General features: G+C 70.0%; 16 protein-coding genes. 3 read left to right on the top strand and 13 right to left on the bottom strand.

Going from position 1 to position 24397, the window contains the following annotated elements:
• Positions 1-136 precede the first annotated feature (136 nt).
• The gene (locus WMF19_RS02045) at positions 137-739 is read right to left on the bottom strand and encodes a hypothetical protein (RefSeq protein WP_012232997.1); all 603 of its coding nucleotides are present in this window, start codon (positions 737-739) and stop codon (positions 137-139) included.
• Positions 740-1219: 480 nt separating this feature from the next.
• Here WMF19_RS02045 and treS point away from each other — a divergent pair, with 480 nt between their 5' ends.
• Both treS and WMF19_RS02035 read left to right on the top strand, forming a co-directional pair.
• Positions 1220-4615, top strand: a complete 3396-nt coding sequence (treS, locus tag WMF19_RS02040) for a maltose alpha-D-glucosyltransferase (RefSeq protein ID WP_437897535.1) — start codon at positions 1220-1222, stop codon at positions 4613-4615.
• Between the two features lie 111 nt (positions 4616-4726).
• A complete protein-coding gene (locus WMF19_RS02035) occupies positions 4727-5311 on the top strand; it encodes a hypothetical protein (RefSeq protein WP_437897534.1) in 585 nt (194 codons plus the stop codon).
• 122 nt (positions 5312-5433) lie between these two features.
• On the opposite strand, the gene WMF19_RS02030 is transcribed toward WMF19_RS02035, so the two are convergent.
• The 8 genes from WMF19_RS02030 to WMF19_RS01995 all read right to left on the bottom strand — a co-directional run bounded on the left by WMF19_RS02030 (position 5434) and on the right by WMF19_RS01995 (position 15732).
• Positions 5434-7065, bottom strand: a complete 1632-nt coding sequence (locus WMF19_RS02030; RefSeq protein WP_437897533.1) for a protein kinase domain-containing protein — start codon at positions 7063-7065, stop codon at positions 5434-5436.
• 599 nt (positions 7066-7664) lie between these two features.
• Positions 7665-8606, bottom strand: a complete 942-nt coding sequence (locus tag WMF19_RS02025; RefSeq protein WP_437897532.1) for an alpha/beta fold hydrolase — start codon at positions 8604-8606, stop codon at positions 7665-7667.
• Positions 8606-8920, bottom strand: coding sequence for a hypothetical protein (locus WMF19_RS02020; RefSeq protein ID WP_437897531.1), 315 nt, complete (start codon positions 8918-8920; stop codon positions 8606-8608). The genes WMF19_RS02025 and WMF19_RS02020 overlap by 1 nt, the downstream gene beginning before the upstream one ends.
• Positions 8921-9310: 390 nt before the next feature.
• Positions 9311-10957, bottom strand: coding sequence for a fumarate hydratase (locus tag WMF19_RS02015; protein ID WP_437897530.1), 1647 nt, complete (start codon positions 10955-10957; stop codon positions 9311-9313).
• A 108-nt stretch (positions 10958-11065) separates the two neighbouring features.
• Positions 11066-11839: a thioesterase II family protein gene (locus WMF19_RS02010; protein ID WP_437897529.1), complete on the bottom strand. Its 774-nt coding sequence runs from the start codon at positions 11837-11839 to the stop codon at positions 11066-11068.
• A 42-nt stretch (positions 11840-11881) separates the two neighbouring features.
• A complete protein-coding gene (locus WMF19_RS02005) occupies positions 11882-12832 on the bottom strand; it encodes a hypothetical protein (RefSeq protein WP_437897528.1) in 951 nt (316 codons plus the stop codon).
• A gap of 186 nt (positions 12833-13018) precedes the next feature.
• Entirely contained in the window at positions 13019-14029 is a 1011-nt protein-coding gene (locus WMF19_RS02000) for a PEGA domain-containing protein (protein ID WP_437897527.1), read from the bottom strand.
• A complete protein-coding gene (locus tag WMF19_RS01995) occupies positions 14026-15732 on the bottom strand; it encodes a serine/threonine protein kinase (protein ID WP_437897526.1) in 1707 nt (568 codons plus the stop codon). The genes WMF19_RS02000 and WMF19_RS01995 overlap by 4 nt, the downstream gene beginning before the upstream one ends.
• A gap of 199 nt (positions 15733-15931) precedes the next feature.
• Here WMF19_RS01995 and WMF19_RS01990 point away from each other — a divergent pair, with 199 nt between their 5' ends.
• Complete coding sequence (locus tag WMF19_RS01990) at positions 15932-17428, top strand: hypothetical protein (protein WP_437897525.1); 1497 nt, start codon at positions 15932-15934, stop codon at positions 17426-17428.
• Positions 17429-17589: 161 nt separating this feature from the next.
• Here the strand turns inward: WMF19_RS01990 and WMF19_RS01985 are convergent, their stop codons facing one another.
• The 4 genes from WMF19_RS01985 to WMF19_RS01970 form a co-directional block, all read right to left on the bottom strand.
• Positions 17590-19557, bottom strand: coding sequence for a 4-alpha-glucanotransferase (locus WMF19_RS01985; RefSeq protein ID WP_437897524.1), 1968 nt, complete (start codon positions 19555-19557; stop codon positions 17590-17592).
• A gap of 111 nt (positions 19558-19668) precedes the next feature.
• The gene (locus WMF19_RS01980) at positions 19669-21540 is read right to left on the bottom strand and encodes a sensor histidine kinase (RefSeq protein ID WP_437897523.1); all 1872 of its coding nucleotides are present in this window, start codon (positions 21538-21540) and stop codon (positions 19669-19671) included.
• Positions 21541-21565: 25 nt separating this feature from the next.
• Entirely contained in the window at positions 21566-22759 is a 1194-nt protein-coding gene (locus WMF19_RS01975) for an FIST signal transduction protein (RefSeq protein WP_437327218.1), read from the bottom strand.
• A 538-nt stretch (positions 22760-23297) separates the two neighbouring features.
• On the bottom strand, positions 23298-24371 hold the full coding sequence (locus WMF19_RS01970; RefSeq protein ID WP_437897522.1) for a hypothetical protein: 1074 nt from the start codon (positions 24369-24371) through the stop codon (positions 23298-23300).
• Positions 24372-24397 lie beyond the last annotated feature (26 nt).

Genomic DNA, 24397 nt, shown 5'->3' with positions numbered 1-24397 from the left:
CTCATCCGTTCTGCTCTAGGGGAGGACGCAGGCCGCGGGAATAGAGGAGTCGCGCGCGAGGCGCACGCCTCTCGGCATGCGCACGGCGGTGCTCCTTGGAGTACGGGCGGACGCGGCCAGCCCGAGCGGGGGAGCGTTACTTGATGAAGACCTGCGCGGCCGCGATCCCCGCGCCCTTCGTCGCCTTGAGGATCACCTTGCCCGGGCCGCCGATCGGCAGGGGGTTCTTCCAGCAGCCGGAGGCCTTGCCGCCGAGCGTCGCCGCGGCGCCGGTGGTGCTGTCCTGCGCGAGCACGACGGGCGGCAGCGCGGGCGCGGGCTGCGAGACGAGCTGGATGTCGAGCTCCTGGACCCCGAGGCCGATGCCGACGACCGTGTAGCACTTGCCGGGCGAGATGTTGATCTGCTGCTCGAGCGCCTGGCCCTCCTGGAACTGCCCCGCGAACGGCCCGCCGTCCGGCTTCATCCCCGGGGCCTCCGTCGTGCCCATCCCCTGCAGGATCGGCGTCGCGGCCACCGCGGCGACCGGCGGGATCGGCGTGGCGGCGGAGCCCGCGGGCGCGGCGGTGGTGGTGGGCGTGGGCACCGCCGTCGCCGGCGTGGTCGGCACGGCGGAGGCGCACCACTGGCCCGGAGGGCACGGGTTGTTCGGGTCGATCGTCGGCTCGGGAGTCGATGAGCACGCGAGCGCTCCGAGCGCGGCGAGGGAGAGCGGGAGTACGTGGAAGACACGCATCATGAGAATGCTCCTTCGATGGGCATGAGCTCGCCCGATCGCAGAACGAGGTGCCAGCGCTTCTTACACCGGCTGCGGTTCGACGTGTGGGTCGAGCTCACGAAGCAGCGATCTCGACAGTGCGCCGGGAGCAACCCCTGCGGAAACGGAGGCAACCGGATGGGTCGGATGCGAGCGGTTGCAAGCAAACAGAGTGCAGACGGATGGAAGCGAAACGCAACCGCGCCGCTTTGCGCCGCGCGCACGGCGTGCTACCGAAGTCGGGCACGCGTGGTCTTGCAATCCCGAGTAGTTAAACTATACACGTGATCCGCGTCACCCGCGCGGGGACGGCAGCGCGCGCCCAGTGGCGGACTCCGCAGCGTGCCTTGCCTCCTGGCCACCTCTGGCCCGGGCGGCGTGCTCACGCCGCACAGGGCCCGATCCGCTGCATCCTGTGCGCCCGGCGTCGTCGCGCGGACAACGCGCATCGCCGGAGCAGCCATGAGCCAGGATCAAAAGCCCCCTCCCGTCGAAGGCAGCGCCCTCTGGTACAAGGACGCTATCATCTACGAGGTCCATGTCCGCGCGTTCAGCGACTCGAACGCGGACGGCATCGGCGACTTCGAGGGGCTCGTCGACAAGCTCGATTACCTCCAAGATCTCGGCGTCACCGCGATCTGGCTCCTGCCCTTCTACCCCTCGCCGCTGCGCGACGGCGGATACGACATCGCGGACTACGCCAACATCAACCCGTCTTACGGGACCCGGCGCGAGTTCGCCCGCCTCCTGCGCGAGGCGCACCGCCGCGACATCCGCGTCATCACCGAGCTCGTCCTGAACCACACCTCGAACGAGCATGAGTGGTTCCAGCGGGCGCGGACCTCGCCCAAGGGCTCGCGCTGGCGCGACTTCTACGTGTGGAGCGACACCCCGCACCGCTACAAGGACGCCCGGATCATCTTCAAGGACTTCGAGACGTCGAACTGGGCCTGGGATCCGGTCGCCAACGCCTATTACTGGCACCGCTTCTACTCCCACCAGCCCGACCTCAACTTCGAGAACCCGGACGTCCACGCCGCCGTCTTCAAGGTGGTCGACTTCTGGCTGGAGATGGGCGTCGACGGGCTCCGGCTCGACGCCGTGCCGTACCTCTACGAGCGCGAAGGGACGAACTGCGAGAACCTGCCGGAGACGCACGAGTTCTTGCGGAAGCTCAGGCGCCACATCGACGCGAATTTCGCCGATCGCATGCTCCTCGCGGAGGCCAACCAGTGGCCCGCCGACGCCGCGGCGTACTTCGGGAGCGGCGACGAGTGCCACATGAACTTCCACTTCCCGCTCATGCCCAGGATGTTCATGGCGGTCGAGCTCGAGGACAGCTTCCCGATCGTCAACATCCTGAAGCAGACGCCCGTGGTCCACGAGAGCTGTCAGTGGGCGACGTTCCTCCGGAACCACGACGAGCTGACGCTCGAGATGGTGACCGACGAGGACCGGGACTACATGTACCGCGTCTACGCGCAGGAGCACACGGCGCGGATCAACCTGGGCATCCGCCGGCGGCTCGCCCCGCTCATGAAGACGCGGCGCAGGATCGAGCTGATGAACGCCCTGCTCTTCTCGCTGCCGGGGACCCCAGTCCTCTACTACGGCGACGAGATCGGGATGGGCGACAACATCTATCTCGGCGATCGCGACGGGGTGCGCACGCCGATGCAGTGGAGCGCCGATCGGAACGCCGGATTCTCCAGGGCGAACCCGCAGAAGCTCTATCTGCCGATCATCATCGATCCCGAGTACCACTACGAGGCGATCAACGTCGAGGCGCAGCAGCAGAACCCCGCTTCGCTCCTCTGGTGGATGAAGCGGCTCATCACCCTTCGCAAGCAGAACAAGGTGCTCGGCCGCGGGACGATCGAGTTCCTGCACCCGGACAACAGCAAGGTGCTCGCGTTCATCCGCGCGCACGCGGACGAGCGGCTGCTCATCGTCGCGAACCTCTCTCGGTACGCCCAGCACGTCGATCTCGACCTCGCGCGCTTCGAGGGCATGGTGCCTGTCGAGCTGTTCGGCAGGAGCCGCTTCCCGGAGATCACGAGCCGCGGTTACTCCCTCTCGCTCGGGCCGCACGACTTCTTCTGGTTCGCGCTGGAGCCGGCGACCCCGGCGACGTCCGTCGGCGACGCCGAGGCGGCGCCCGCGATCTCGACGAAGGGCTCGTGGCGGACGCTCCTCTCCCCGGAGGGGCGCAGGGTGCTCGAGCCGGCGCTCGGCAAGTTCATCGCGGCGCGGCGCTGGTTCCGCGGCAAGGCGCGCACGCGGCGCGCCACGACCCTCGCGGACGTCATCCCGATCCTCCGCGGCGAGCAGACCGCGGCGGAGCACTACCTCCTGCTCGTGCGCGTCGAGTACACGGACGGCTCGCCGGACACGTATGTCGTGCCGATCGGCTTCGCCACGGGCGACTATGCGCGGACGCTCGCGACGCGCACGCGCCACGCGGTGATCGCGGACGTCACGATCCGCGATCCCGAGCCGGAGAGCGCGGCAGCGCCGGAGGGGATCCTGTACGACGCGCTGACGACCCCGGAGTTCGCCGCGCTGATCCTCGCCGCGATCCGGGCGCGGGGCGTCGCGACGGGCACGGCCGGCGAGCTCCATGCGCTGCCGCTCGGGACGACGCTCGAGTCGCTCGGCGAGGACGGAGAGCTCCCGGCGCGCATCTCCGAGAGCGAGCAGAGCAACACGACCATCATTTACGGCGACAAGCTGCTCCTCAAGATCTTCCGGCAGGTCGAGGAGGGCATCAACCCGGAGCTCGAGATCGGCAGGTTCCTGACGGACGAGCAGTTCCCCGCGACGCCGCGGATCGCCGGGGCGATCGAGTACCAGGGCCGCGGTCGCGAGGCGACCACGGTGGCGATGCTCCAGGAGTACGTGCGGAGCCAGACCGACGCGTGGACGAGCACGCTCGAGGCGCTGAACCGCTTCTTCGAGCGGGTGCTCACCGACGAGGGATCGGTGAAGGGCAGCGCGCCGCCGATGCCGGCCGGCACGCTCGTCGACGCGTCGCGCGCGGCGCCGCCCCCGGTGGTGAACCAGCTGATGGGCACCGAGCTCGTGAGGATGCGGCTGCTCGGCGTGCGCACCGCGCAGCTCCACCTCACGCTCGGCAAGCACAGCAAGGACCCCGCGTTCGGGCAGCAGTCGTTCACGACGCTGCACCAGCAGTCGATCTTCCAGTCGGCGCACGGCATGCTCGCGCGCACCTTCGCGCTGCTGAGGAAGCGCGAGCGCTCGCTCCCCGAGAGCGTGCGGGAGCAGGTGTCGGCGATGCTGCCGCGCGAGGCCGAGATCAACGCGAAGCTCCAGCAGATCGTGTCGAGGAAGTTCGACATCCCCCGCATCCGGACGCACGGCGACTTCCACCTCGGCCAGGTGCTCTCGACGGGCGACGACTTCATCCTGATCGATTTCGAGGGGGAGCCGGCGAGACCGCTGAGCGAGCGCCGCTACAAGCGTGGCCCGCTCCGGGACGTGGGCGGGATGCTGCGCTCGTTCGACTACGCCGGCGCCTCGGCGCTCCGGGACGCTCGCCTCCGGCCCGAGGACGTCGCCGTCCTCAAGCCGTGGACCGACGCCTGGGTGGCGTGGATCTCCGCGAGCTACCTCGCGGGATACATGGAGACGGTCGCGCGCGCCCAGGCGACCGCCGAGCCGCGGGCCGACGAGACGGCGCCGTACGTGCCCGCGAGCGACGCGGACACGACGCTCCTGATCGACTTCTACATGCTCGAGAAGTGCATTTACGAGGTCGGCTACGAGCTCAACAACCGACCTGACTGGCTGGACATCCCGCTGCGCGGGCTGGAGCGCCTGATCACGCCCAGAGTATAGGTTGCTCCGGGCTCTCTATCTCTTCCTCTCCTCTCTTCCCGACCTTTTGGATGCGCCAGCGACGCTGGACGCAGCGGCAGGCGCCGTTATGCTCGGAGCATTGGTGGCGCGATGATCCGGCTCGAGCTCGCGGGCATGCACACGCGGCTGCACTCGACGTTGTGCGGCTCATGCCCGCAGGGCCCGACCGGCTGCTGCGCCAGCCCGCCCGGGGTCGAGTGGTCGGACATCGGGCGAATCGTCTCGCTCGGCGGCGCCGGCTGGCTGCTCGAGCAGATGGTCGCGGGCAACCTGCGCCCGGGCCAGCGCGGCCTGCTCATCCTGCGGGTAGAGCCCCAGGACAGCGATGGCCGAGCGCTCCCCAAGAGGTGCGCTTTCCATGGTCACGAGGGCTGCACCATCCCCCCCGAGCGGCGCGCGGCGACGTGCAACTACTATGTTTGCGATGACGCCTTCGCGCACGGAGGCGAGCCTCGCGGGGCCCCTGAAGCGCTGGCCGGCCGCAAGGCGCATGACGCGCTCGTGGATCTCTACGGGAGCTGGGATCTAGAGCTCGCGGACCGCATACGCGAACGCTGGCCCGACGGGCCTCCGTGGAACCACGATTTCCTCGACTGGCTCGGTCGAGAAGTCCGCCGCCTCGCCGCCAGGGCGGCCCCCTCCATGCGGGTCCTCAGGCCCGGCACCCGCTTCTGAGCGGCGGTCACCCGCACAGGAGACGGGCCCAGATCGGCGTTTTCGGCGCGGAAGCGCACGGAAGGGAGCTGAGCACCGAAAACGTCGAGATGGGCCCGTATCCGAAGCGGGTGCCCGCCGCTCTAATTTGACGGTATCGTGCTGACGTCCTGACGCCGGAGCGCGACGGTGCGCTCGACGACGTCCGACGCGGAGAGCTGCAGGAAGATCGACACATCGACCCAACCGGCCCTGGACACCACGACGACCTGCATCCCTTGAGGCAGCTCGACGCTGAGGGGCGTCTTGCCGAGCATGGTCCCGTTCCAGCTCACGTTCGCGTCCGCGGGCTCGCTCTTGATCGTGACCTTGGCCTTCATCGGGCTCGCTTCGAGCGCCGTCGCAGCCGTGGACACGGCAGCAGGCTGCTCCGACGCGACGGGCTCCACCGAGCGATCGCGGAACATCGCGAAGGCCCCCGCGGCGAGCAGCGCGACCACGCCGAGCGCAGAGGCGAGATACCCACGCTGCCGCCAGGACGAGGCGCGCCCCACCGTCGCGCCCAGGCTGCCCGGGTCGACGGCCGTGGGCTCGTGCTGGTGGTTGGCGGGGAGGCTGTGGCTGTTATCGCTGAGGAGGGGTAGACCGGCCGCGGTCGCGGAGGGCCACATCGAGCGGTTCATCCCCATGACCATCGAGGCTCGGGGGAACTCTCCGACCATCGAGGCGCGCTGGATGTCGCCCGCGACGTCCAGCGAGGACAGGTACTCGAACTGCGCGGTGACCTGCTGGCGCACGAGCGCCCTGCTCTCCGCGAACATCTCGAGCACGTTCGCGCCGAGCTGCTCCGTGCGGACGTCCTCGCCCGAGGCCCGCAGGTAACTCTCCAGCGCGTCGCCCATCTCCTGCGCGGTGGCGAACCGCCGATCCGGATCCCGCTGGAGGGCCCTCGCCACGATCTCATCGAGCGCCGGGTCGATGTCCGGCACGACGGTGGAGAGCCGCGGGATGTCCCGCGTGAGCAGCTGGTGCATCACGGCGACGTGGTCGCCATCGAACAGCCGCCGCATCGCAAGGAGCTCCCAGAGCACGATGCCGATGGCGAAGATATCGGCCCGCCGGTCGACGTCGGCGCTCGCCATCGCCTGCTCGGGCGCGGCGTAGGCCATCTTGCCCTTGAAGGTTCCGCTCTCGGTGTGCGCATCGTTGAGGGCTGCCTTCGCGACCCCGAAATCAACGATCTTCACAGCTCCGTCGTACGTGATGAAGATGTTGTGCGGCGAGACGTCGCGGTGCACGACGCCGAGCAGACCGCCATCGAAGTCCGCGAGCTCATGCGCGTAGTGCAACCCGCGCAGCGCCTCGACGATCGTCCTGACCCACGCCCCCCGCGTGAAGCTCGCGGCGCCAGGACAGCCGCTCACCACCGCCCTCACGACGTCCTTGAGCGGCTGGCCCTCGAGGTACTCCATCACGATGAAGTACCCGCCGCTCTCGCCCCCGATCTCGTAGGTCTGAACGACGTTGGGGTGATTGAGCCGGGCCGAGAGCTTGGCCTCGTCCAGGAACATCAGGACGTAGCGCGGGTCATCCGCCATCCCGACGCGGAGACACTTCACGACGACAAGCTTGTTGAACGACCCGGGCCCGCGGGAGACGGCCAGAAACACATCTGCCATCCCTCCACGGCCTAATTTTGCAATCAGGCGGTATCGACCAAGCAAGCTGTTGCTCGCTTGCTGGGTCGAAGAGATGGTTTGGCCGCCTGCATTCACGACATCCCCCGCTATAAGAGCTTAATTAGCCCGTTGACCTGGAGTTTGCAAAGACTTTTACGCCTGGAAACAATCCGCGCCCCCTGTAGAGACGCGTGCCGCATTGCTCCATCGCCTGGCCATCCATCATGGCTCATCGATGGCACATCGCAGCGTTCTGGCGCAGCGCTCCATCGCCGGATTGCTGCGCCAGGACACCCCCGCCCAGGCTGTGGATGTCATGGCCCTAACGAAATGACCACAATCGAACCGGCAAGCACGTGACCACACACACATGGTGCCCCTGTCGGGTCACCCGGTGTTCGGTCACCGCTTCATTGTACACCAAGCGCTTCACGAGCGGTGAAACTGGATGCGTGTCGCAGGTCGATCCTCGAGACCCTCCTCGGGGTCGCACAAGGCCAGCGGGACACAGGCCCGCAGGCTCGAGACAGGGCCAATCCGTAATGACGCATACATGTTTGGCGTGGAGGGCGGCGGCTCCCGAGCAGGCCGGACGACCTCGGCTTCCCTGCGGCGCCTGGGGCTCCGCAGGAAATCGACGTCCGCCCTGCGCGGAGCTCTCTACAAGGCTGTCCTGGTCGTTCTGTGGAGGAGATCTACCAAGGGTCCTGCGCCCAGAACCTGCGCACGGCATCGAGCGTGGCGTCGAGCTGCTCGAAGTGCGGGAGACCCAGCGTCGGCGCGATGCGGGCGACCTCCACGCGCGCGTTCTGCTGCGTGAGCTCGCCGAGGCGGTCGAAGCGCGAATAGGGGTCACGGTCGTGGAGGATCAGCGTGGCGACGGGCAGACGCGCATACAGGCGCTGGAAAGCGTCGTCCGTGAACAGGTCACCGGCGATGAACGCGAGGGGGGCCCTGTGGGCAAAAGGCTCCTTCGACGCGCTGATGGCATAGTCGACGAGGCCCGGATCCGGCGCGCCGACGAAGCTCTTCTTCAGGAACCAGCGAATGCTGGGCGGCGCGGCCAGCACGCGAAAGAGCGCCTCCGCGACGTAGGGGACGCGCGAGACAGCCCGGAAGAGGGCGCTCGCGCCGGGAGGCTCACGGCCGAGCCCCGTCGGGGACACGAGCACGAGGCTGTGAACGATGCTCATCTCCTCGCAGGCGACGGCGGCGGCGAACTCCGAGGAGAGGGAGAGCGCGATGACGTCGGCGCCGCCCGGCGCGCGGACCACGTCCGTGAGGAAGCGGCGCAGCGCGGCGCGGTAGAGCTCGCGATCGTACACGCGGTCCGCTCGCTCCGAGAGGCCGAAACCGGGAAGATCGAGCGCGTAGACCGGCCGCTCGCCGCGGAGCGCATCGAACAGGGGCGCCATCTCCCTGGATGAGGCGGCCGCGTCGACCCCGTGCACGAGCACCACGGGGCGCCCGGCAGCGCGGGTGTCCACGTAATAGGCGAGGCGCCCCGCGCTCCACGTGTCCACGTGCCGTACCTCCGCGTCGAGCGCAGGGGCGAGGGGCGCGCGCTCCGCGGGGCGGAGCGCGCTCGGCACCAGCCGGTCGACGAGCCCATCGAGGCTCATCGCGCGTACGCTCATCACGTCTCCCCCGGCGGCAGCATCCCCTCGTTGTCCGCGCGCTCTAGGTCGGCGATGCTCGGATTCCTCGGCGCCGGCCGCGACTTGACGCCGCCGTCGCCCGGCCTCGCCTCCTGGCCGGCGTCGCTGCGCTTCTCGCGCTCTCGACGCTCTGCTTGACCAGCGACCTCCTGCGCTGCGCGCACCAGCCGCTCCAAACGATCCTCCTCCTGGTGATGGCGAGCTCCATGGGGACCACCGTGCCGATCCTCGAAACGGTGGTGCCCAGCGTCGACATGGCCATGAGACACCGCGCGATCAGGTCGAACTGTCATGCTCAGCTCCTTCCGCACGAGGTCAAAGCATGGACCGTGCCCCCGCGGACCGCGGCCCCATCAGCGCTCGCCGAGCCGATACCGGGCTGAACAGGAGCCAGGACGCCTCGAATGTGACCATTTGCCTCGGTCACCCGCGCTGATGCGTGTGACGGCAGCAGGGGAGCAGGTGATGAGCCGTATCGGGAGCGGATGGAATCGGGTCCTCGGCGCCGATCCGGAGGGGACGTCGTCGCCAGTCAACCTCGCTGTTGCTGCGCCGCCGGCGCCGAGTTTGCGCAGGTCCTGGAAGGTCTGGCACGGATGGAGAAGGCGGGCGGCCGGCCCGCGGCCGCGCCGGCGCTGGAGGCCGAGGGGAGCTGCCCGGCCGCGATCCCCGGGCTCCGGACGTCAGCCCGTGACGTCGAGCTTCCGGCCGGCCGGCTTGTTGATGTCGGCGAAGAAGTCGTTGCCCTTGTCGTCCACCACGATGAAGGCGGGGAAATCCTCGACCTCGATCTTCCAGACGGCTTCCATGCCGAGCTCGGGGTACTCGAGCACCTCGACCTTCTTGATGCAGTCCTTCGCGAGGCGCGCGGCCGGGCCGCCGATCGAGCCCAGGTAGAAGCCGCCGTGCTTCTTGCACGCCGCGGTGACCGCGGGCGAGCGGTTGCCCTTGGCGAGCATGACGTAGCTGCCGCCGTTCGCCTGGAAGAGGTCGACGTACGCGTCCATCCGGCCGGCCGTTGTGGGCCCGAACGAGCCGGAGGCGTAGCCCGCGGGCGTCTTCGCGGGGCCGGCGTAGTAGACCATGAACTCCTGCAGGTAGCTCGGCATGCCGTCGCCGCGGTCGAGGCGCTCCTTGATCTTCGCGTGCGCGATGTCGCGCGCGACGATCATCGGGCCGCTCAGCGAGAGCCGCGTGCGGATGGGGTACTTCGAGAGCTCCGCGCGGATCTCGCGCATGGGACGGCGGAGGTCGAGCTTCACGACCTCACCCTCGAGATCCGCGTCGGTCGTGTCGGGCATGTACTTCGCGGGATCGGCCTCGAGCTGCTCGAGGAAGATGCCCTCGCGCGTGATCTTGCCGAGCGCCTGACGATCCGCAGAGCAGGAGACGGCGATACCGACAGGGCACGAGGCGCCGTGGCGCGGCAGGCGGATGACCCGCACGTCGTGGCAGAAGTACTTGCCCCCGAACTGCGCCCCGATCCCCGTCCGCTGCGCGAGCTCGAGCACCTTCTGCTCGAGCTCGCGGTCGCGGAAGCCGCGCCCGCGCGCGTTGCCCTCGGCCGGGAGCGTGTCGAGGTAGCGCGCCGAGGCGAGCTTCGCGACCTTGAGCGTGTACTCGGCCGACGTGCCGCCGACGACGATGGCGAGGTGGTACGGCGGGCACGCCGCGGTGCCGAGCGCGCGGATCTTCGCCTCGAGGAAGGACAGCAGGCTCTCCGGGTTCAGGAGCGCCTTGGTCTCCTGGTAAAGATAGCTCTTGTTCGCGGAGCCGCCGCCCTTCGCCATGAACAGGAGCTTGTAGGCGTCGCCGTCCGTCGCGAAGATCTCGATCTGCGCCGGAAGGTTGTCGTTCGTGTTGACCTCCCGGTACATGTCGAGCGGCGCGAGCTGCGAATAGCGGAGGTTCTGCGCGCGGTAGGTCTCGAAGACGCCGCGCGCGATCGCCGCCTCGTCGCCGCCCCCCGTGAAGACGAGCTGGCCCTTCTTGCCCATGACGATGGCCGTGCCGGTGTCCTGGCACGACGGGAGCACGCCCCCCGCGGCGATGCTCGCGTTCTTGAGGAGCTCGAGGGCGACGAAGCGATCGTTCGAGGAGGCCTCGGGATCGCCGAGGATCCGCGCGAGCTGCGCGAGGTGACCGGGCCGGAGGAGGTGGGCGATGTCGCGCATCGCCTCGCGCGCGAGCAGGGTGAGCCCCTCCGGCTCGACCTTGAGGAACGTCGAGCCGGCGGCCTCGAAGGTCGAGACATGGTCGCGGCTGACGAGGCGGTACGGGGTCTCGTCATGGCCGAGGGGGAGCATGTCCTGGTACTGGAAATCGGTCATCGATGGGGTCTCCGGGGAATCAGAGAAGCAGAGAGGCAGAGAGGCTGCGGGTCGCTCCTTCTTTGCATGGCTCCCGCCCCGGGCTCAACACCCACCCAGCGCCGGTCGTCACGCGGGGAGCGCGCGCTCGACGTCGTCGAGGACGGCCGAGATCGACCGCAGGAGCGGCTCCCGGGCGCTCCGCAGGAAGAAGTGTCCGCCGCGGAACATCTCGACCCGGAAGGCGCCGAGCGTGTGATGGCGCCAGCCTTCGAGCTCGGCGCGGCCCGCGCGCGCGTCCTCGAGGCCCCCGAACGCGGAGATCGGGCACTCGATCGGGGCCCCAGGGACGAACGGCTCGACCTCGTTGACCGCGACATCCGCGCGCAGGACGGGCAGGAAGAGCGCCAGGAGCTCCGGGTCGCGCAGCACCTCGTCGGGCGTGCCCCCCATGCGGCGGATCCGCTCCAGGAACTCGGGCTCGGGCAGGCCGTGGAGCGGATCCGAGCCAGGCTCGTGAGGCGGGCGCCGGCCCGACACGAAGAGGTGGCGCGGCAGCGGAGCCCCCCGGCGGCGGAGCTCGCGCGCGAGCTCGAAGCAGACGAGCGCGCCGAGGCTGTGGCCATACAGCGCGAACGGCTTCGTGAGCCATGGATCGAGCGCGGTTGCGAGGGCCTGGACGAGCGGCGTGAGGCGCTCGAACGGCGGCTCGCTCATGCGCGCCTCCCGGCCAGGGAGCTTGAGCGCGCAGAGCTCCGTGTGCGCGGGGAGCTCGCGCCACCAGGCGCTGTAAATCGACGAGCCGCCGCCAGCATAGGGCGCACAGAAGAGGCGAAGCCGGGCAGCAGGGTTTGGCCGCGGCACGCCGACCCAGGGGTCGCGGCTCGGGCTGGCGGTCGTCATCACGGGGCGCTCAGCGTAGCCCGCCCCTTCGGCGCTCGCCCCCTACCATTTGCTGCCCAGGGCGACGCGGATGGTGGCGACCTTCCCCTGATCGAGGCCGAAGCCGAGGTCGTCGTCGAGCGCGACGAGCGCGCCGACGCGGGTGAAGGAGCCCTTCACGAGCGGCTCCCAGTCGACGAACGGCTCCGCCGCCAGCTGGGCCGAGTTGGTCGAGGAGAGAGGGAACGCCGCCTGGAGGCGCACACCGATGCCGAAGCTGCCGAACGGGCGGAACGCGATCTCGTTGCCCTGCTCGATCACGGTCTTCGTGTCCTCCCCGTCCCGGGTCGGAAAGAAGACCTGACTCGCGAGATCGTGGGTGAGGAACAGGACCTTGCCGACGTTGATCTCGGTCCCGACGCGCGCCCGGAAGGCCCAGTGCGCGAGCAGCACGCGCTGCGCATCGAAGTAAGCCCGCGCGGGGAAATTCGCCACCGACGCGACCTCGAGCTCCGTGCCCGGATGCGGGTGGAGCGGGATCGTGAAGCTCATGCCGCCGAAGAGCGCGAGGATGGGCAGCGCGTTGGCAGCGTAATGGAGGCCGAACGTGGGATTCCCGATGAAGAACTGGCTGTATCCTGCGCTGCTCGTGAACGGCCTTCCGAACAGGTCTGTGGACTGGGGGCCCGAGACGTCGCCGTAGACGAACGGGATCTCCGCGTCGAGGTGGAGACCCGCGAAGAGCTTGTACTGGGTGGCGGCGGTGATGGCGACGCCGAGCCGCGACGACTCCTCGACGGAGGCCTCTTCGCCGCTCGCCGCCGCGATCTCCCGCTGGTAAGACGAGCTGAGGACGTCGATCTCGAACCCGAACCGGCCTCCCTGGCTCTTCGCCCAACGCTCCTTCGTCTTGTCCGTGACGGGCTGCCGCGGCGCCGCCTCTTGCCCGAGCGCAGGCGCGGCCAGGGAGAGCATGAGGAACAGGGTCCCAAGAGACGCTTTGGTCGTGCTCACCTGGTGTCTCCCATCTCGTTCTCAACTCGCGGGCAGCGCGGGCGATTGACCACCTTGTCGCACCGTCGCCGCGGCGTCGCACGGGAGAGGCCCCCATGACCGCGGCGATCGCCCGGATCAATGCAGCTCCAGCGCCCTGGATGCAAGCGTTTTGACCGTCGCGACCCTGCGACGCTCTGCGTCGGTCTAGAAGGAGCCCGCGAGCTCGAGAGACGCCGGCGCGATCTTGAGGCTCACCGGAGGAGAAGACGCGCGCGCTGCGTCGACGCGCTCCGGGCCTGCACCAGCGACAGTGAGGTAGATCGAGATGCCGCCGGCGAGCACAGCGGCGCCCGCGAGCAGGTCGGTGGTGAGCGCGAGCGCCTCGCTCCTCGCCCGCGCTCGCTCGATGGCGCGGGCGTCGCCGGGATACCGATCGAGCTCCGCGCCGAGGTCGCCGGAGGCGCCGAGCGCGAGGACGCCGGTGGCGGCCGCGCCCACGGCGAGCGCGCCGGTCGCGAGCCAGGGGAACAGGGGCACGCCCCGCTGCTGGCGAGGCGCGCGGTGGTCCATCAACGACGCGCCCGGCGGCGCCCGCGGCGGAGCCGATGCGCCGCCCGCGCCCTCGCCGGGGCCCTGCGGGGTCCGCGCTTCGGGGAGCTCGATCTTGAGCTGAACGCGATCGCCGCCGGCCACATCGACGACCCGCAACACCGCCGGGCGGCCCGGCGCCTCGGCGACGATGCGGCGGCGGCCGGCGCTCATCAGGAGGGGCTCAGGGAGCGGCGTCTCGCCCACCGGCATGCCGTCCACGGAGATCTCGACGCCCGGCGCCGATGTCGAGATCTCGACCGTCGCGACGCGGCTCCGCAGGACGGCGATGTCCCGCTCCACCTCGGCCCGCCGGCCGCCCGGGATCTGCTCGCCACCGTCGGCGAGGTACTTCTCGAAGGCGCGCAGCGCGCAGGCGTAGTCCTTGAGCTGATAACACGTACCCGCGATGTTGTAGAGCACCTGATATGCGGGCGCGAGCGCGTAGGCGCGGCGAAACTCGGTGAGCGCAGCGCCATAATCAACCTCGTTATAAAGCTCGACGCCTCGCCGGAAGCGGGCGTCGGCTTCCTCGGTCTTGCCGGCACCGGCAGGCTGAGCGAGCGCGCCGAGCGGAGCGCTGAGCACGATCGCGGCGCAGAGCGCGAGCGCTCTCGGGGTTTTCATCGGGCGTACGGGCTCTCCAGGTCGATGCCACGCTTCAGCTTCTGCTCGGCAGACGGCGGCGACAGCGGCGCAGGCGCGCTCGCCGGCGGCACGGCGGACGCAGGCGGCGCCGCGGCGGCGCCCGCCGGGGCGCCCCGACCGATGGGGGCGAGTCTCCCCGGCTGCGCTTCCGGTCCGCTCTTCAACAACGCGAGGCTCAAGAAGAGATCGTTGCTCGCCGTGATCTTCTCTTCCTGCGCGAGGAAACCCGGCGCCTCCACGCGGATGACGTGCACGCGGCCATCCCTGGCGAGGCGGCCCTCGTAAGCGCCGCTCGACGTCGGGGAGCCGTCGATGGAGACCTTCGCGTCGACCGGCGAGACGCGGACGACGAGGCGGATGTCCTCCTCCTGCTTCGGAGAGGGCTCCAGCGCGGGCGGCGCGGCGACCTGCGCCTGGCGGTGATCGCCCGCGGCGAGCCGCCATGGCTGCGCGCGCAAGACCCCGACGCTCACGGTGCCCCCGATGGCGACGAAGGTGACCGCGACCAGGAACATGGCGCGGTTCGGGCGCGCGGCGCGCTCCTTCGCCTCGGTCGCGCTCACCGAGGGCACCATCGAGGTCGCGTCCGAGGAATGGCTGATGGCCGCGGGCGCGGTCATGGTCGGTGTCGTCGACATCCGACCGGTGCCCAGCTTCGGTAGATCGGGCGTCAGCGTGACCCTGGGATAACTCCCGGTCCAGCGCACGCCGCGCAGCTGCTCCTCCACGACCTGCTTGATCCGCGCCCGATCGTCCGCGAACTGGCTGGCGACGATCTCGCCGGCTTCCCGCGCGGTCATGCCCCGATGGCGCTCGACCAGCCAGCGCTCGAGATCCGCCTGCAGCTCGGCCGCGGTGGCGTAGCGGCCTTCGAGCGCGGGCGCGAGCGCCTTCTGGCAGATCCGCTCGATCTCGGGGTCGACATCGATTTTGGACGCTTCTTCCCTGAGGCTCGGAACCTCCCCGATGGCGAGCCGCCCGAGGATCGCGAGGTCGTTGAAGCCCTTCCACATGCGCCTCCGGGCGATCGCCTCCCAGAGGATCACACCCACCGAAAAGACGTCGGATCGCCGGTCGACGCGCTCTCCGCGCGCTTGCTCCGGCGACATATACGACACCTTTCCCTTGAGCATTCCGGTGCGCGTCTCCGTCAGCGAGTCGGCCGCCTTGGCGATCCCGAAGTCGACCACCTTGATCACGCCGTCATAGGTGACGAAGATGTTTTGCGGGCTCACGTCGCGGTGGACGACCTGGATCGGCGTCCCGTCGAAATCGCGCAAATTGTGCGCATAATGGAGCCCGGCGAGCGCGTCGCACAGGACGCGCACCTGGAGCGGCAGCGGGACTTTGTCGTGCCCCATGCGAGAGCGAACGCTGCCGAGCGGCTGGCCGTCGAGGTACTCCATGGCGATGAAGAAGCGCGCTCCCTCGTCGCCGACCTCGTGCGTCTGCACGACGTTCGGATGATTCAATCGAGCCGCGAGCCGCGCCTCGTCGAGGAACATGGCGAGGATATCGGCGTCCTCCACGAGCTCGGCGCGCACCCGCTTCAGCACGACAAGCTTGTTGAATCCCGCGGGACCCTGGGCGACCGCGAGGCAGACGTCGGCCATGCCTCCCCTGCCGATCTCGGCAATCGGGCGATATTTCCGCCAACCGTTGGGATCGCTGGGAGCGCTCATTCGACCTGTGCCGGATCGATCCCCAGAGGGAGGCCAGCCCGGGCGGGAGAATGCCCTCGAGCTGTTACCTCGAAGCGGCTGCCATGTGACGTTCTCGCGAATAGGATGGGCTCTTGGCACCGGTTTTCCCCACCTCCTGTCAGCCGGACAGCGCGGTCCTGCTTGACAAAAACGATTCTCTTGCCATCGGGTCATTGCAATGAACCGCAAGCGCAGCCTCGTCGACTCATCACCTGCCGCCGCCCTCGCGCTCGCCATGGGCGCGCTCGCCACGGGCGCCCTCGCGTGCTCGTTCATCATCGAGCAGCGTGATGTGCAATGCAGTTCCGACGCGGACTGCGCGCAGTTCGACGGCGCCATCTGCAACCTCACGGACAGCATCTGCGTCCCCTCGTCGAGCGGCTCAGCCGGCGGCGGGGGCGGCAACCCGCCCATCGGGTGCGCGGCTGCCGACAAGCCGCCCGTCGAGATCACCGGTGATATCACGGAGGATTTCACGCTCAAATGTGACAAGAATTACATCCTCAAGGGGCAGGTGAACGTCTCGGCCGGGGCGACGCTGACCATCGAGAAGGGCACGACCATCCTCGGCGAGACGAACCCGCAAGTCCCCGCCGCCCTCGTGGTGCACCCGGGCTCCAAGCTCATCGCCGTGGGCACCAGGGATGAGCCCATCGTGTTCACGAGCAGCAAGCCCCCGAAGGATCGCATGGCAGGCGATTGGGGCGGCGTCATCCTCCTCGGCAACGCGCCGACCAACCACGTGGACGCGAACGGCGCACGCAGCCCGGGCCAGATCGAGGGATTGACGAACAACGGACAATACGGGGGCATCGACGAGAACGACTCGAGCGGCACGCTCAAATACGTGCGCATCGAGTACTCCGGCGTGAAGCTCGCGCCGAACAACGAGATCAATGGGCTCACCTTCGGCGGGGTCGGCAGGGGGACGATCGTCGATTTCGTCCAGGTGAGGCACGTGTCCGACGACTGCTTCGAGTTCTTCGGGGGCACCGTGAACGCAAAGCACCTCGCCTGCCAGTACAGCGGCGACGACGCCTTCGACTGGGATCAAGGCTATCGCGGAAAGCTCCAGTTCCTCGTGGCGCAGCAGGACCCGGACGTCGCGGAGGAGACGAACGGGTTCGAAGGGGACAACGACCCGCTCGCGCTCACGCCGGCGCTCGAGCCTCGGAGCGAGCCGACGATCTACAACGCGACGCTCTGCGGGAAAGGCGTGGACGTGGGCAAGGAGCAGTACGGGATCCTCCTCCGCCGGTCGACGAAGGCGAACATCTTCAACACGATCGTCACGGGCTTCGAGTCGGGCCTCGACGTGCGCGACCCGGACCACGAGCAGAACATATCGAGCTCGATCTTCTCCAATCTGGTGAATGACTTCGCCTATGCCGAGACGAGCGACGGGACAGGCATTCTCCAGGACGACGACGGCGGCTTCGATGAGATCGCGTTCCTGAGCGAGCCCGATCGGAAGAATCGGGAGGAGGACCCCGGTATCCCGGGCTGCTTCGACCCGTCCGCGCCGGTCTTCGGTCCCGCGACGTCCCTGACCAAGGACGCGGTCGCGCCGCCGGGCGACTTCTTCGACTCGAGCGCCGCGTTCATCGGCGCGTTCAAGGATGCGAGCGACACATGGGCAACGTCGGGGAAGTGGGCCGTGTGGAGCCCGAAGTAGCACGGCTGTGGGAAATCAGACCGAAAGCCAACCGCCATGACGCCAAGAAATCGGGGGAATAGGACCGAAGAGTGTCAGGGCCCCCCATCGAGCTCTCTCTTGGCGGCCTTGGCGGCCTTGGCGGTCGTTCTGCTGATCCGGCGCAACTTCCCACAGGAGAGCTAGCCCGGGCGGCGCTCCAGCCGCCTGGCGAGGTTCCCGCGCTCCTCCGACTCCGCGCCCCCCCGCGCGCGCAGCGCGAGCGCGAGCACGCGAGGGAGATCGAGGGCCGCGCCGCGCGCGCGCATCTCCAGATAGGACCGCTCGTAATCGCGGGGGACCCGCAGAGACCAGTTGTGGTCGCCCACCGTCCCGGGCGTGTTGTAGATCTCCTTCATCCCGAGCAGATCGGCGAAGAAGACCATCACGTTCGACGCCCGGCTGGCGAAGAGGTCGGCGAGCTTGGCCTGCGCCAGCGCGCGGGGGTCGGACGCGAGCGCGCGCGCCATCGCGCCCTCCTCGGCCGGCGAGGGCGCGAGGCGCGTCGCCAGGTACGCCGCCTGCCGCCCCAGCGCGGCGGCGCGCTCCCAGGTGTCGAGGAGCCTCCAGAGCGGCGGCGTGTCGTGGGTCCCCACCATGATCCAATCGGCGGGCGCGGCGTTCTCGCTGCGATAGACGTCCTTCGGGTTGTCGAGATCGGCCTTCTGCGTGACCCGGAAACGCCCCAGCCCATGCCGCTCGAGGACGGCCCCGAGCGGGAACGGGAGCGTGCTCAGGACCTCGCACACGACGTCGGAGATGGCGCGCCCGCGGGCCTCCGCGCAGCGCGCGATCGTGTCGAAGACGACGCTGTAGCGCCCGACCTGCTCCGGGGACAGCGAGGTGACCCAGTCGTCGGCGTACCGGGGCACGGCGCGGTTCAGCTGCCCAGGAGAGACGATGGCGTACCGCGCGAGCAACGGGTGCTCCGGCAGGTCGGGCGACGAGAAGAGCCGCGCCCCTCCCTGGACGGCGCGGAGCGGATCGGGGGCGTCGGCGGCATAGACCCAGGGGCAGACGAGCCCGTGCGGGTGATCGAGGCGCACCCCGTCGAACTCGTCGAACATCTTGTCCATCCGCGCCCGGACGAGCGCGAGCCCGCCGGACGACGCATCCGCGTACTGCGCGGGATCCAGGACAGGATAGCTCCACACCTGGCCCTCCGGGTTGGTCCGGCTCGGCGGCGCCCCCATCAGATAGCCCCTGAGGAAGACCGATTGATAGGCCCAGGCATCCTGAGGCGAGTAACCGATCTGCAGATCTCCGTAGAGCTTGAGCCCGAGATCGGCCGTCACCGCCCGGAGCGCCGCGTGCTGCTCGTGCGCGAGGAGCTGGCAGAAGGCGTGGAAGCGGAGCTCGTCGCGGTACCGGTCGAGGAGCGCTCTCCTGCGCTCCCCGCACGCGACCACCTCGCCAGGGCCAGGCGCGTAGAGGCGCCGGTCCAGATCCGGCTCGCCGGACCAGCCGTGAAACCAGCCGCTCCGGTGCTCGGCGCAGAGGGGGCCGTAGAGCCCGTCCCTCTCGAGCCACGCCGCGTTCCGCCGCGTGAACGCGTCCAGGCGGCGCTCGATGTCGCCAAGCTCGCCAAGGTCGCCGAGCTCGCCGCGCCTCCGCCGGCCCTCGAACGACGCGTACGCCTCGCGGAGCGCGGCGCGCTGCGCGCGGTAGGCATGGCCGTGCTGCGCGCGAGCCTCGCTGCCAGGAGGCCGCCCCGCGACGATCTCCCGGAGCGACTCGGGGCGGAGGAGCGCGCCAGAGGGGCCGTCCTCGACCAGCCGGGCGAGCGCGATCGACAGCGTGCTCCGCGAGAAGATGGTGCCGTCGTACGGAGATGCGTTGTCGGCGGAGGTCTCCCCCTGCGGACCCAGCTGAACGCCGTTGAAGCCGAGATCCCGGACGAACCGGAGGAATCGGCGCCCGCCCTCGGTATACGGGGACCCGCGCCCGATGTCCTCCGCGTCGTCCGAGGGAAAGCTCGGATCGTGGATCGCGAGCACGAGGTTGCGGATGCCCAGCAGCCGCAGCGCGGCTTCCACGAGCCCCCTCTCGTCATCGCCCCATCGAGCCTCGGCCGGCGCCGCATCGCCCCTGTCGTCCCCGACGTCCTTCATCGTGGCAAGGTATAGCGATGAACGGATCGGACCGCCAACGCGCAAAGCGAAGAGACAATCTGCCTCGGTGATGTGATTACACCGATGTACGGCAAACCCCGAATGCCGCCGTCAGGCCCCGAGGCGCGTGCCAGCCGCAACTCCCGAGGTCGCGCTCGTGGCCTCCACCATCGGCAGCGTGAAGAAGAACGTGCTGCCCTCGCCCACCTTGCTCTCGACCCAGATGCGCCCGCCGTGCACCTCGACGAGCGCCTTCGCGATCGAGAGGCCGAGCCCCGTGCCCTTGTGGGCCGTCTCCTTCGCCTGCCAGTAGCGCTCGAAGATCCGCGCCCGCTGGTCCTCCGGGATGCCCGGGCCGGTGTCGCGCACCGAGAGGCGCACCTCCCGGCCCCACGGCTCGGCCCGGATAGCGACCTCGCCGCCGGCCGACGTGAACTTGATCGCGTTGCCGACGAGGTTGGCGATCACCTGGAGGATCCGCTCGCGATCGCAGAGCGCCCGATCGACGCCGAGCTCGACGCTCTGCTCGAGGCGCAGCGACTTCTCCGCCGCCTCCTCCCGCAGGAGCTCGATGGCGTCGCCGAGCAGGCCGGCGACGTCGTGGGGCACCGGCTGGATCGAGATGTGGCCGCCGTCGAGCTTCGCCAAGTCGAGCAGATCGCGGATGAGGCGGTTCATGCGATCGGCCGCCTTCTGGATGCGCTCGACGGGGCGCCGCACCTCGACGGCCTCGTCCGCGCCCGGCAGCTTCCGGCGCAGAAGGCTCGTGTTCATGACGATGGTGGCGAGCGGGCTCTTGAGATCGTGCGACACCACCGCGACGAGCTCCTCCCGGGCCCGGATCGCCCGCTGCGCGCTCTCGTACAGCCGCGCGTTGTCGATCGCCAGCGCGGCCCTCCGGCCGAGATCCTCGGCGAGCGCCCGGTCCTCCACGCCGTACAGCAGATCGTCGCGGCCGGACGCGATGGTGAGCACGCCGAGCATCGTGCCGCGCGTGACGAGCGGCACGGCGATGTAACGCCGGAGGCCGAGCTCCATGAGGAGCGCCTCGCTGGCCGACACCGGCGGCTCGCTGTCGTACGAGCCGCGCTCGCTCTCCGGGGCGAGGGGCGCGCCCGCGACCTCGCAGAGCGCCGCCTCGCCCGTCTCCAGCACGCGCGCGACGCCGGACGGGAGGACCGAGTCCATCGGCGTCTGGCCCTGCAGGAGGCGCGCGAGCTCGCTCTTCTGGGGATCGGCGTGGACGACGACCGCGCGCCGGAGCATCGCCTCGCGCTCGATGATGTCGACCATGCACCAGTCCGCGACGAACGGGACCGGCAGGCGCGCGACGCGCACCAGCGTCGCCTCGTAGTTGAGCGAGCTCGAGAGCAGCCGGCTCGCCTCCGAGAGGAACGCCGCGCGCCGCTGCGCCGCCTCCGCCGCCGCGCGCCCCGCCTCCGCGGCGGCGAGGTTCCGCGCCCGCTCGCGCTCGTTCTCGAGCATGCGGGCGTAGAGCAGGCGGTGCACGAGCGCCGTGCGGAAGGTCGCCGTGAGCCGGCGCATCATGCCCCGGTACCGAGGCGCGAACGGGGGCTCGCTCTCGAAGCAGAGGAGGAGGCTGGATGCGCCGCTGTCGCCCTGCCCCTCCAGCGAGAAGTGCCACGTCACGAGCCCGGGCCGCGCGAGCTCGGGGTAGGGCAAGGAGAGGCCCGCGCCCCCGCCGGTGGGCTCGCCCGCCGCGGCGGGTGAGCGCGGCGGGATGGGCAGCGCGCGCGAGCTCGCCGACAGGCCGGCGGCGTCGAGGAGCCGCGGGGCGAGCGGGGCCGGCTCGACGAGCACGAGCACGGCGATGCAGCTCAGACGCTCGGCGAGCCGCTCCAGGAAGACCGCCATCGACTGGTGCGGATCGAAGAGGTCGAGCGCCGCGACCGTGAGCTCCTGGAGGACGCTGAGGAGCGCCAGCCGTTCCTCCTGGATCTCGTGCTCTTCGCCGCTCGCCATGACAGGGCTCCAACCGCTCCGGCGCTCAGGCCCCCAGGGCGAGCACGACAGCGGTCTTGTTGTGAAACTGCGGTACTCCTCGGCCCAGCGTGCCGACTTCTCCAAAGGTCAGACAGCCCATCACCGGGACGCTCTCGCCGAGCTCGCTTTCGAAGGTGGTCAGCTCGTCGCGCACCGTCTCGCCGAGCATCATGCACCGCGAGATGCAGTCGAACACGAACGCGCCGGCGATGGGCCCGGCCACCGCGTCGCGCGCCGTGGTCGCGGCCTCGCGCGCGGCGCCGACGAGGCCGATGGGGTCGCCCTCCATGACGCGGATGAGGCACCCGTCCGGGACCTCGCCGACGCAGTAGAGCCCCCCCGGCGAGACGACGCGCAGCGGGTCGCGGATGACGTGCTCGCCGTCGGCCTGCGGGATGCCGAGCGGGTGGGTCATGGCGAACGTGGCGAAGCCGTCGATGTTCACCTGATGCCCCCTCGCGCGCGCGGTGCGCTGGTAGACCGAGAAGGCGCCCTCGTACTCGAGCTCGGCGAGGACCGTGCCCTCGGCGCGGGTGACCATCGTGGGCGGGCCATACGGCCGGAAGCCGTGGCGGATGCCGGTCGCCATGCGCGCCGGCGAGTCGATCGCGACAACGACAACGCTGTCCGAGTAGGCCCTGCCCCCCGCGAACTGCGCGGTGCGCACGAAGCGGAGGTTGTCGCCCGCGCCGCCGCCGGCCCAGACGACGCCCGTCCCGCCGACCTCGACAGCGCCGCGCACCACGTCGGCCCCGTTGCCCGTGACCGCGTCCGGCAGCACGATGAGCGCGCGGCTCCACCCGGGAGCGACGGACGACGGGAACGCCTCGAGGGCGCGCGAGGCGGCCAGCACGCCGGCGCGCCGCCCGTCCTGGCTCACCGGCTGCGCGACCCCGACGCCGACACGCACCGTCTCCGAGGCGACAAGCCCCACCACGAGCCCCTGCCGGAGCAGCCGGCTGCCGGCGAAGACCCCTGCAGTGCAGCACCCCGCCCAGGGGACGCCCGGCAGCTGGCTCGTCACGGCCGCGGCGAGCGCGTCGGCGTCGTACTGGTCCGTCGATAAGACGAGGGCGAACGCCGGTCGCGCCACATGCTCCGTGCGGGAAGACCCGCGGAGCGCCGTCGCCACGGCCTCTGAGGCAGCCTCTTTCGGATCCGCCGCGGAGCTCGCCCCGACAAATACCTGTGTCGCCATGTTCCCTCCCCCCCTCGGAATTTCGGCACTCGCGTTATACTGGAGATTCATCCGATCGTCACGGCGGGTGATCCTCCCGTGATGTCATCCGTACAGGGCGCTCCCGTCGTCGAGCGACTCGCGTCTTTTCACGTCTTTTCACATCTTCCCTGGGCGCGACGCCCCTTGGCGAAGAGCCAGGCAGAGCCGTGGGGAGGCCTGCGAAGCGCAGACCCGCGAGGAGAGAGGGAGGCGCCTGAGGCCGAGGGGGCAGACCCCTCATCCTCCGATAAGACAACGTGCGCCGCAAGCTCGACAGACACGCCGGACACACTCGAATCGGCCGTACAGAAGCAATCAGGGTCTTGCGCAAATACTGGACAACACGGCACCACACGGCAGCAGCGTGGCATTGCGAACCGCTCGATGGAGCCTTGATGCCCGAGGCGGAATCAAGGAGAGTCCACGGCGCGCTGCCGGGCGAGGCGTTGTCGTTCCGTCCGACGAGAGACGGTGAACACCGGAAGCTCGCCGGGGATGGGATGATTCGGGGACGAGCTCAGGGATTCGCCCGCACGAGCGAGTACGTCAGGGGGTGCCAGAACCCGCCCTGCTCCGCCCCCGGAGCAGCCCCGACGGCCACAAGCACGAACCCGAGACCGTCCCCGATGTCCGCCGCCGGCACGTCGCTGCTCGCCAGGATCTCGCGCATCGGCACCGACGACGTCACCGCCCCCTCGATGGGATCGCGGGTCTCGATCGTGACCTCCTCCAGCGCGCCGAGGTCGCCCACCGAGAAGCCGGTGGACGGCGGGAACGGGGCGATCGCGCCGTACGAGAGGTCCTGCGCCAGCGTCGCCCCTGTCGCGCCCCCGCGCCCGGGCGTCAGCTCCACATGGACCACCGGCGTCGCCGCGCTCGCGTGCGCGATCTGCAGGCTCACCCTGTCGAACCTCGTCCGCCGCGACATGGCGACCGCGACGAGCCCGGCGGTCGGCGTGTCGATCGTGTAGGCGTCGCCGCAGCCTTCCTTCTCGCTGGCGTGGGTGTGCCCCTCGCCGCCGAGGCATCCGGTAGCGACCAGGAGGAGGCTCTTCTCCTCGGCGAACACGGGCGCCGGCAGCACGGGGAGCCCCGCGGCCACGATCGGGGCCGCGCTCTCCGCGGCGAGCGCGAGGATCTCCGCGCAGTCGAGCCCCTCCGTCGCGCGGAGGTCGCCGGCGATCACGTGCGCGCGCAGGCTCGTCCCCTCGGGGATCGCCGAGCCGAGCGGCTCGACCGCCTGCGCCCGGGCGAACGGGAGGCCCGCGGCGGCGCTCGGCCAGGGGTCGACGCCGGCGCCGGTCCCGTCGGGGTACGCGAGGAAGCAGAAGCGGACCGCGTCGTGATCGCCGACGCCGTTCACCACCGTCAGCTTCGTCGGCCCCGGCGGCTCGACCTCGCCGCCGCCCGCGCCCGAGGTCGTCGTCGCGCCGCTCGTGGTCGCCGCCGGACCGCCGCCGGCGCCGGAGGTGCTCGCCCCGCCCGACGGATCCCGGCCGAGGACGCCGTGGTCCTGCGTGCAGCCTGCCGCGACGGCAAGCGCGATCCCCCCGAGGCAGGCCCATCCGGACGAACGAACTCGGTGCAGCACGCTGCGAGCTTACCGTGCTAGGCGGG

This window comes from Sorangium sp. So ce124, assembly GCF_051525235.1.
GTDB lineage: Bacteria > Myxococcota_A > Polyangia > Polyangiales > Polyangiaceae > Sorangium > Sorangium atrum.
The sequence above is the reverse complement of the archived record's forward strand: the minus strand, read 5'-3'. Positions and strand labels throughout refer to the sequence as shown.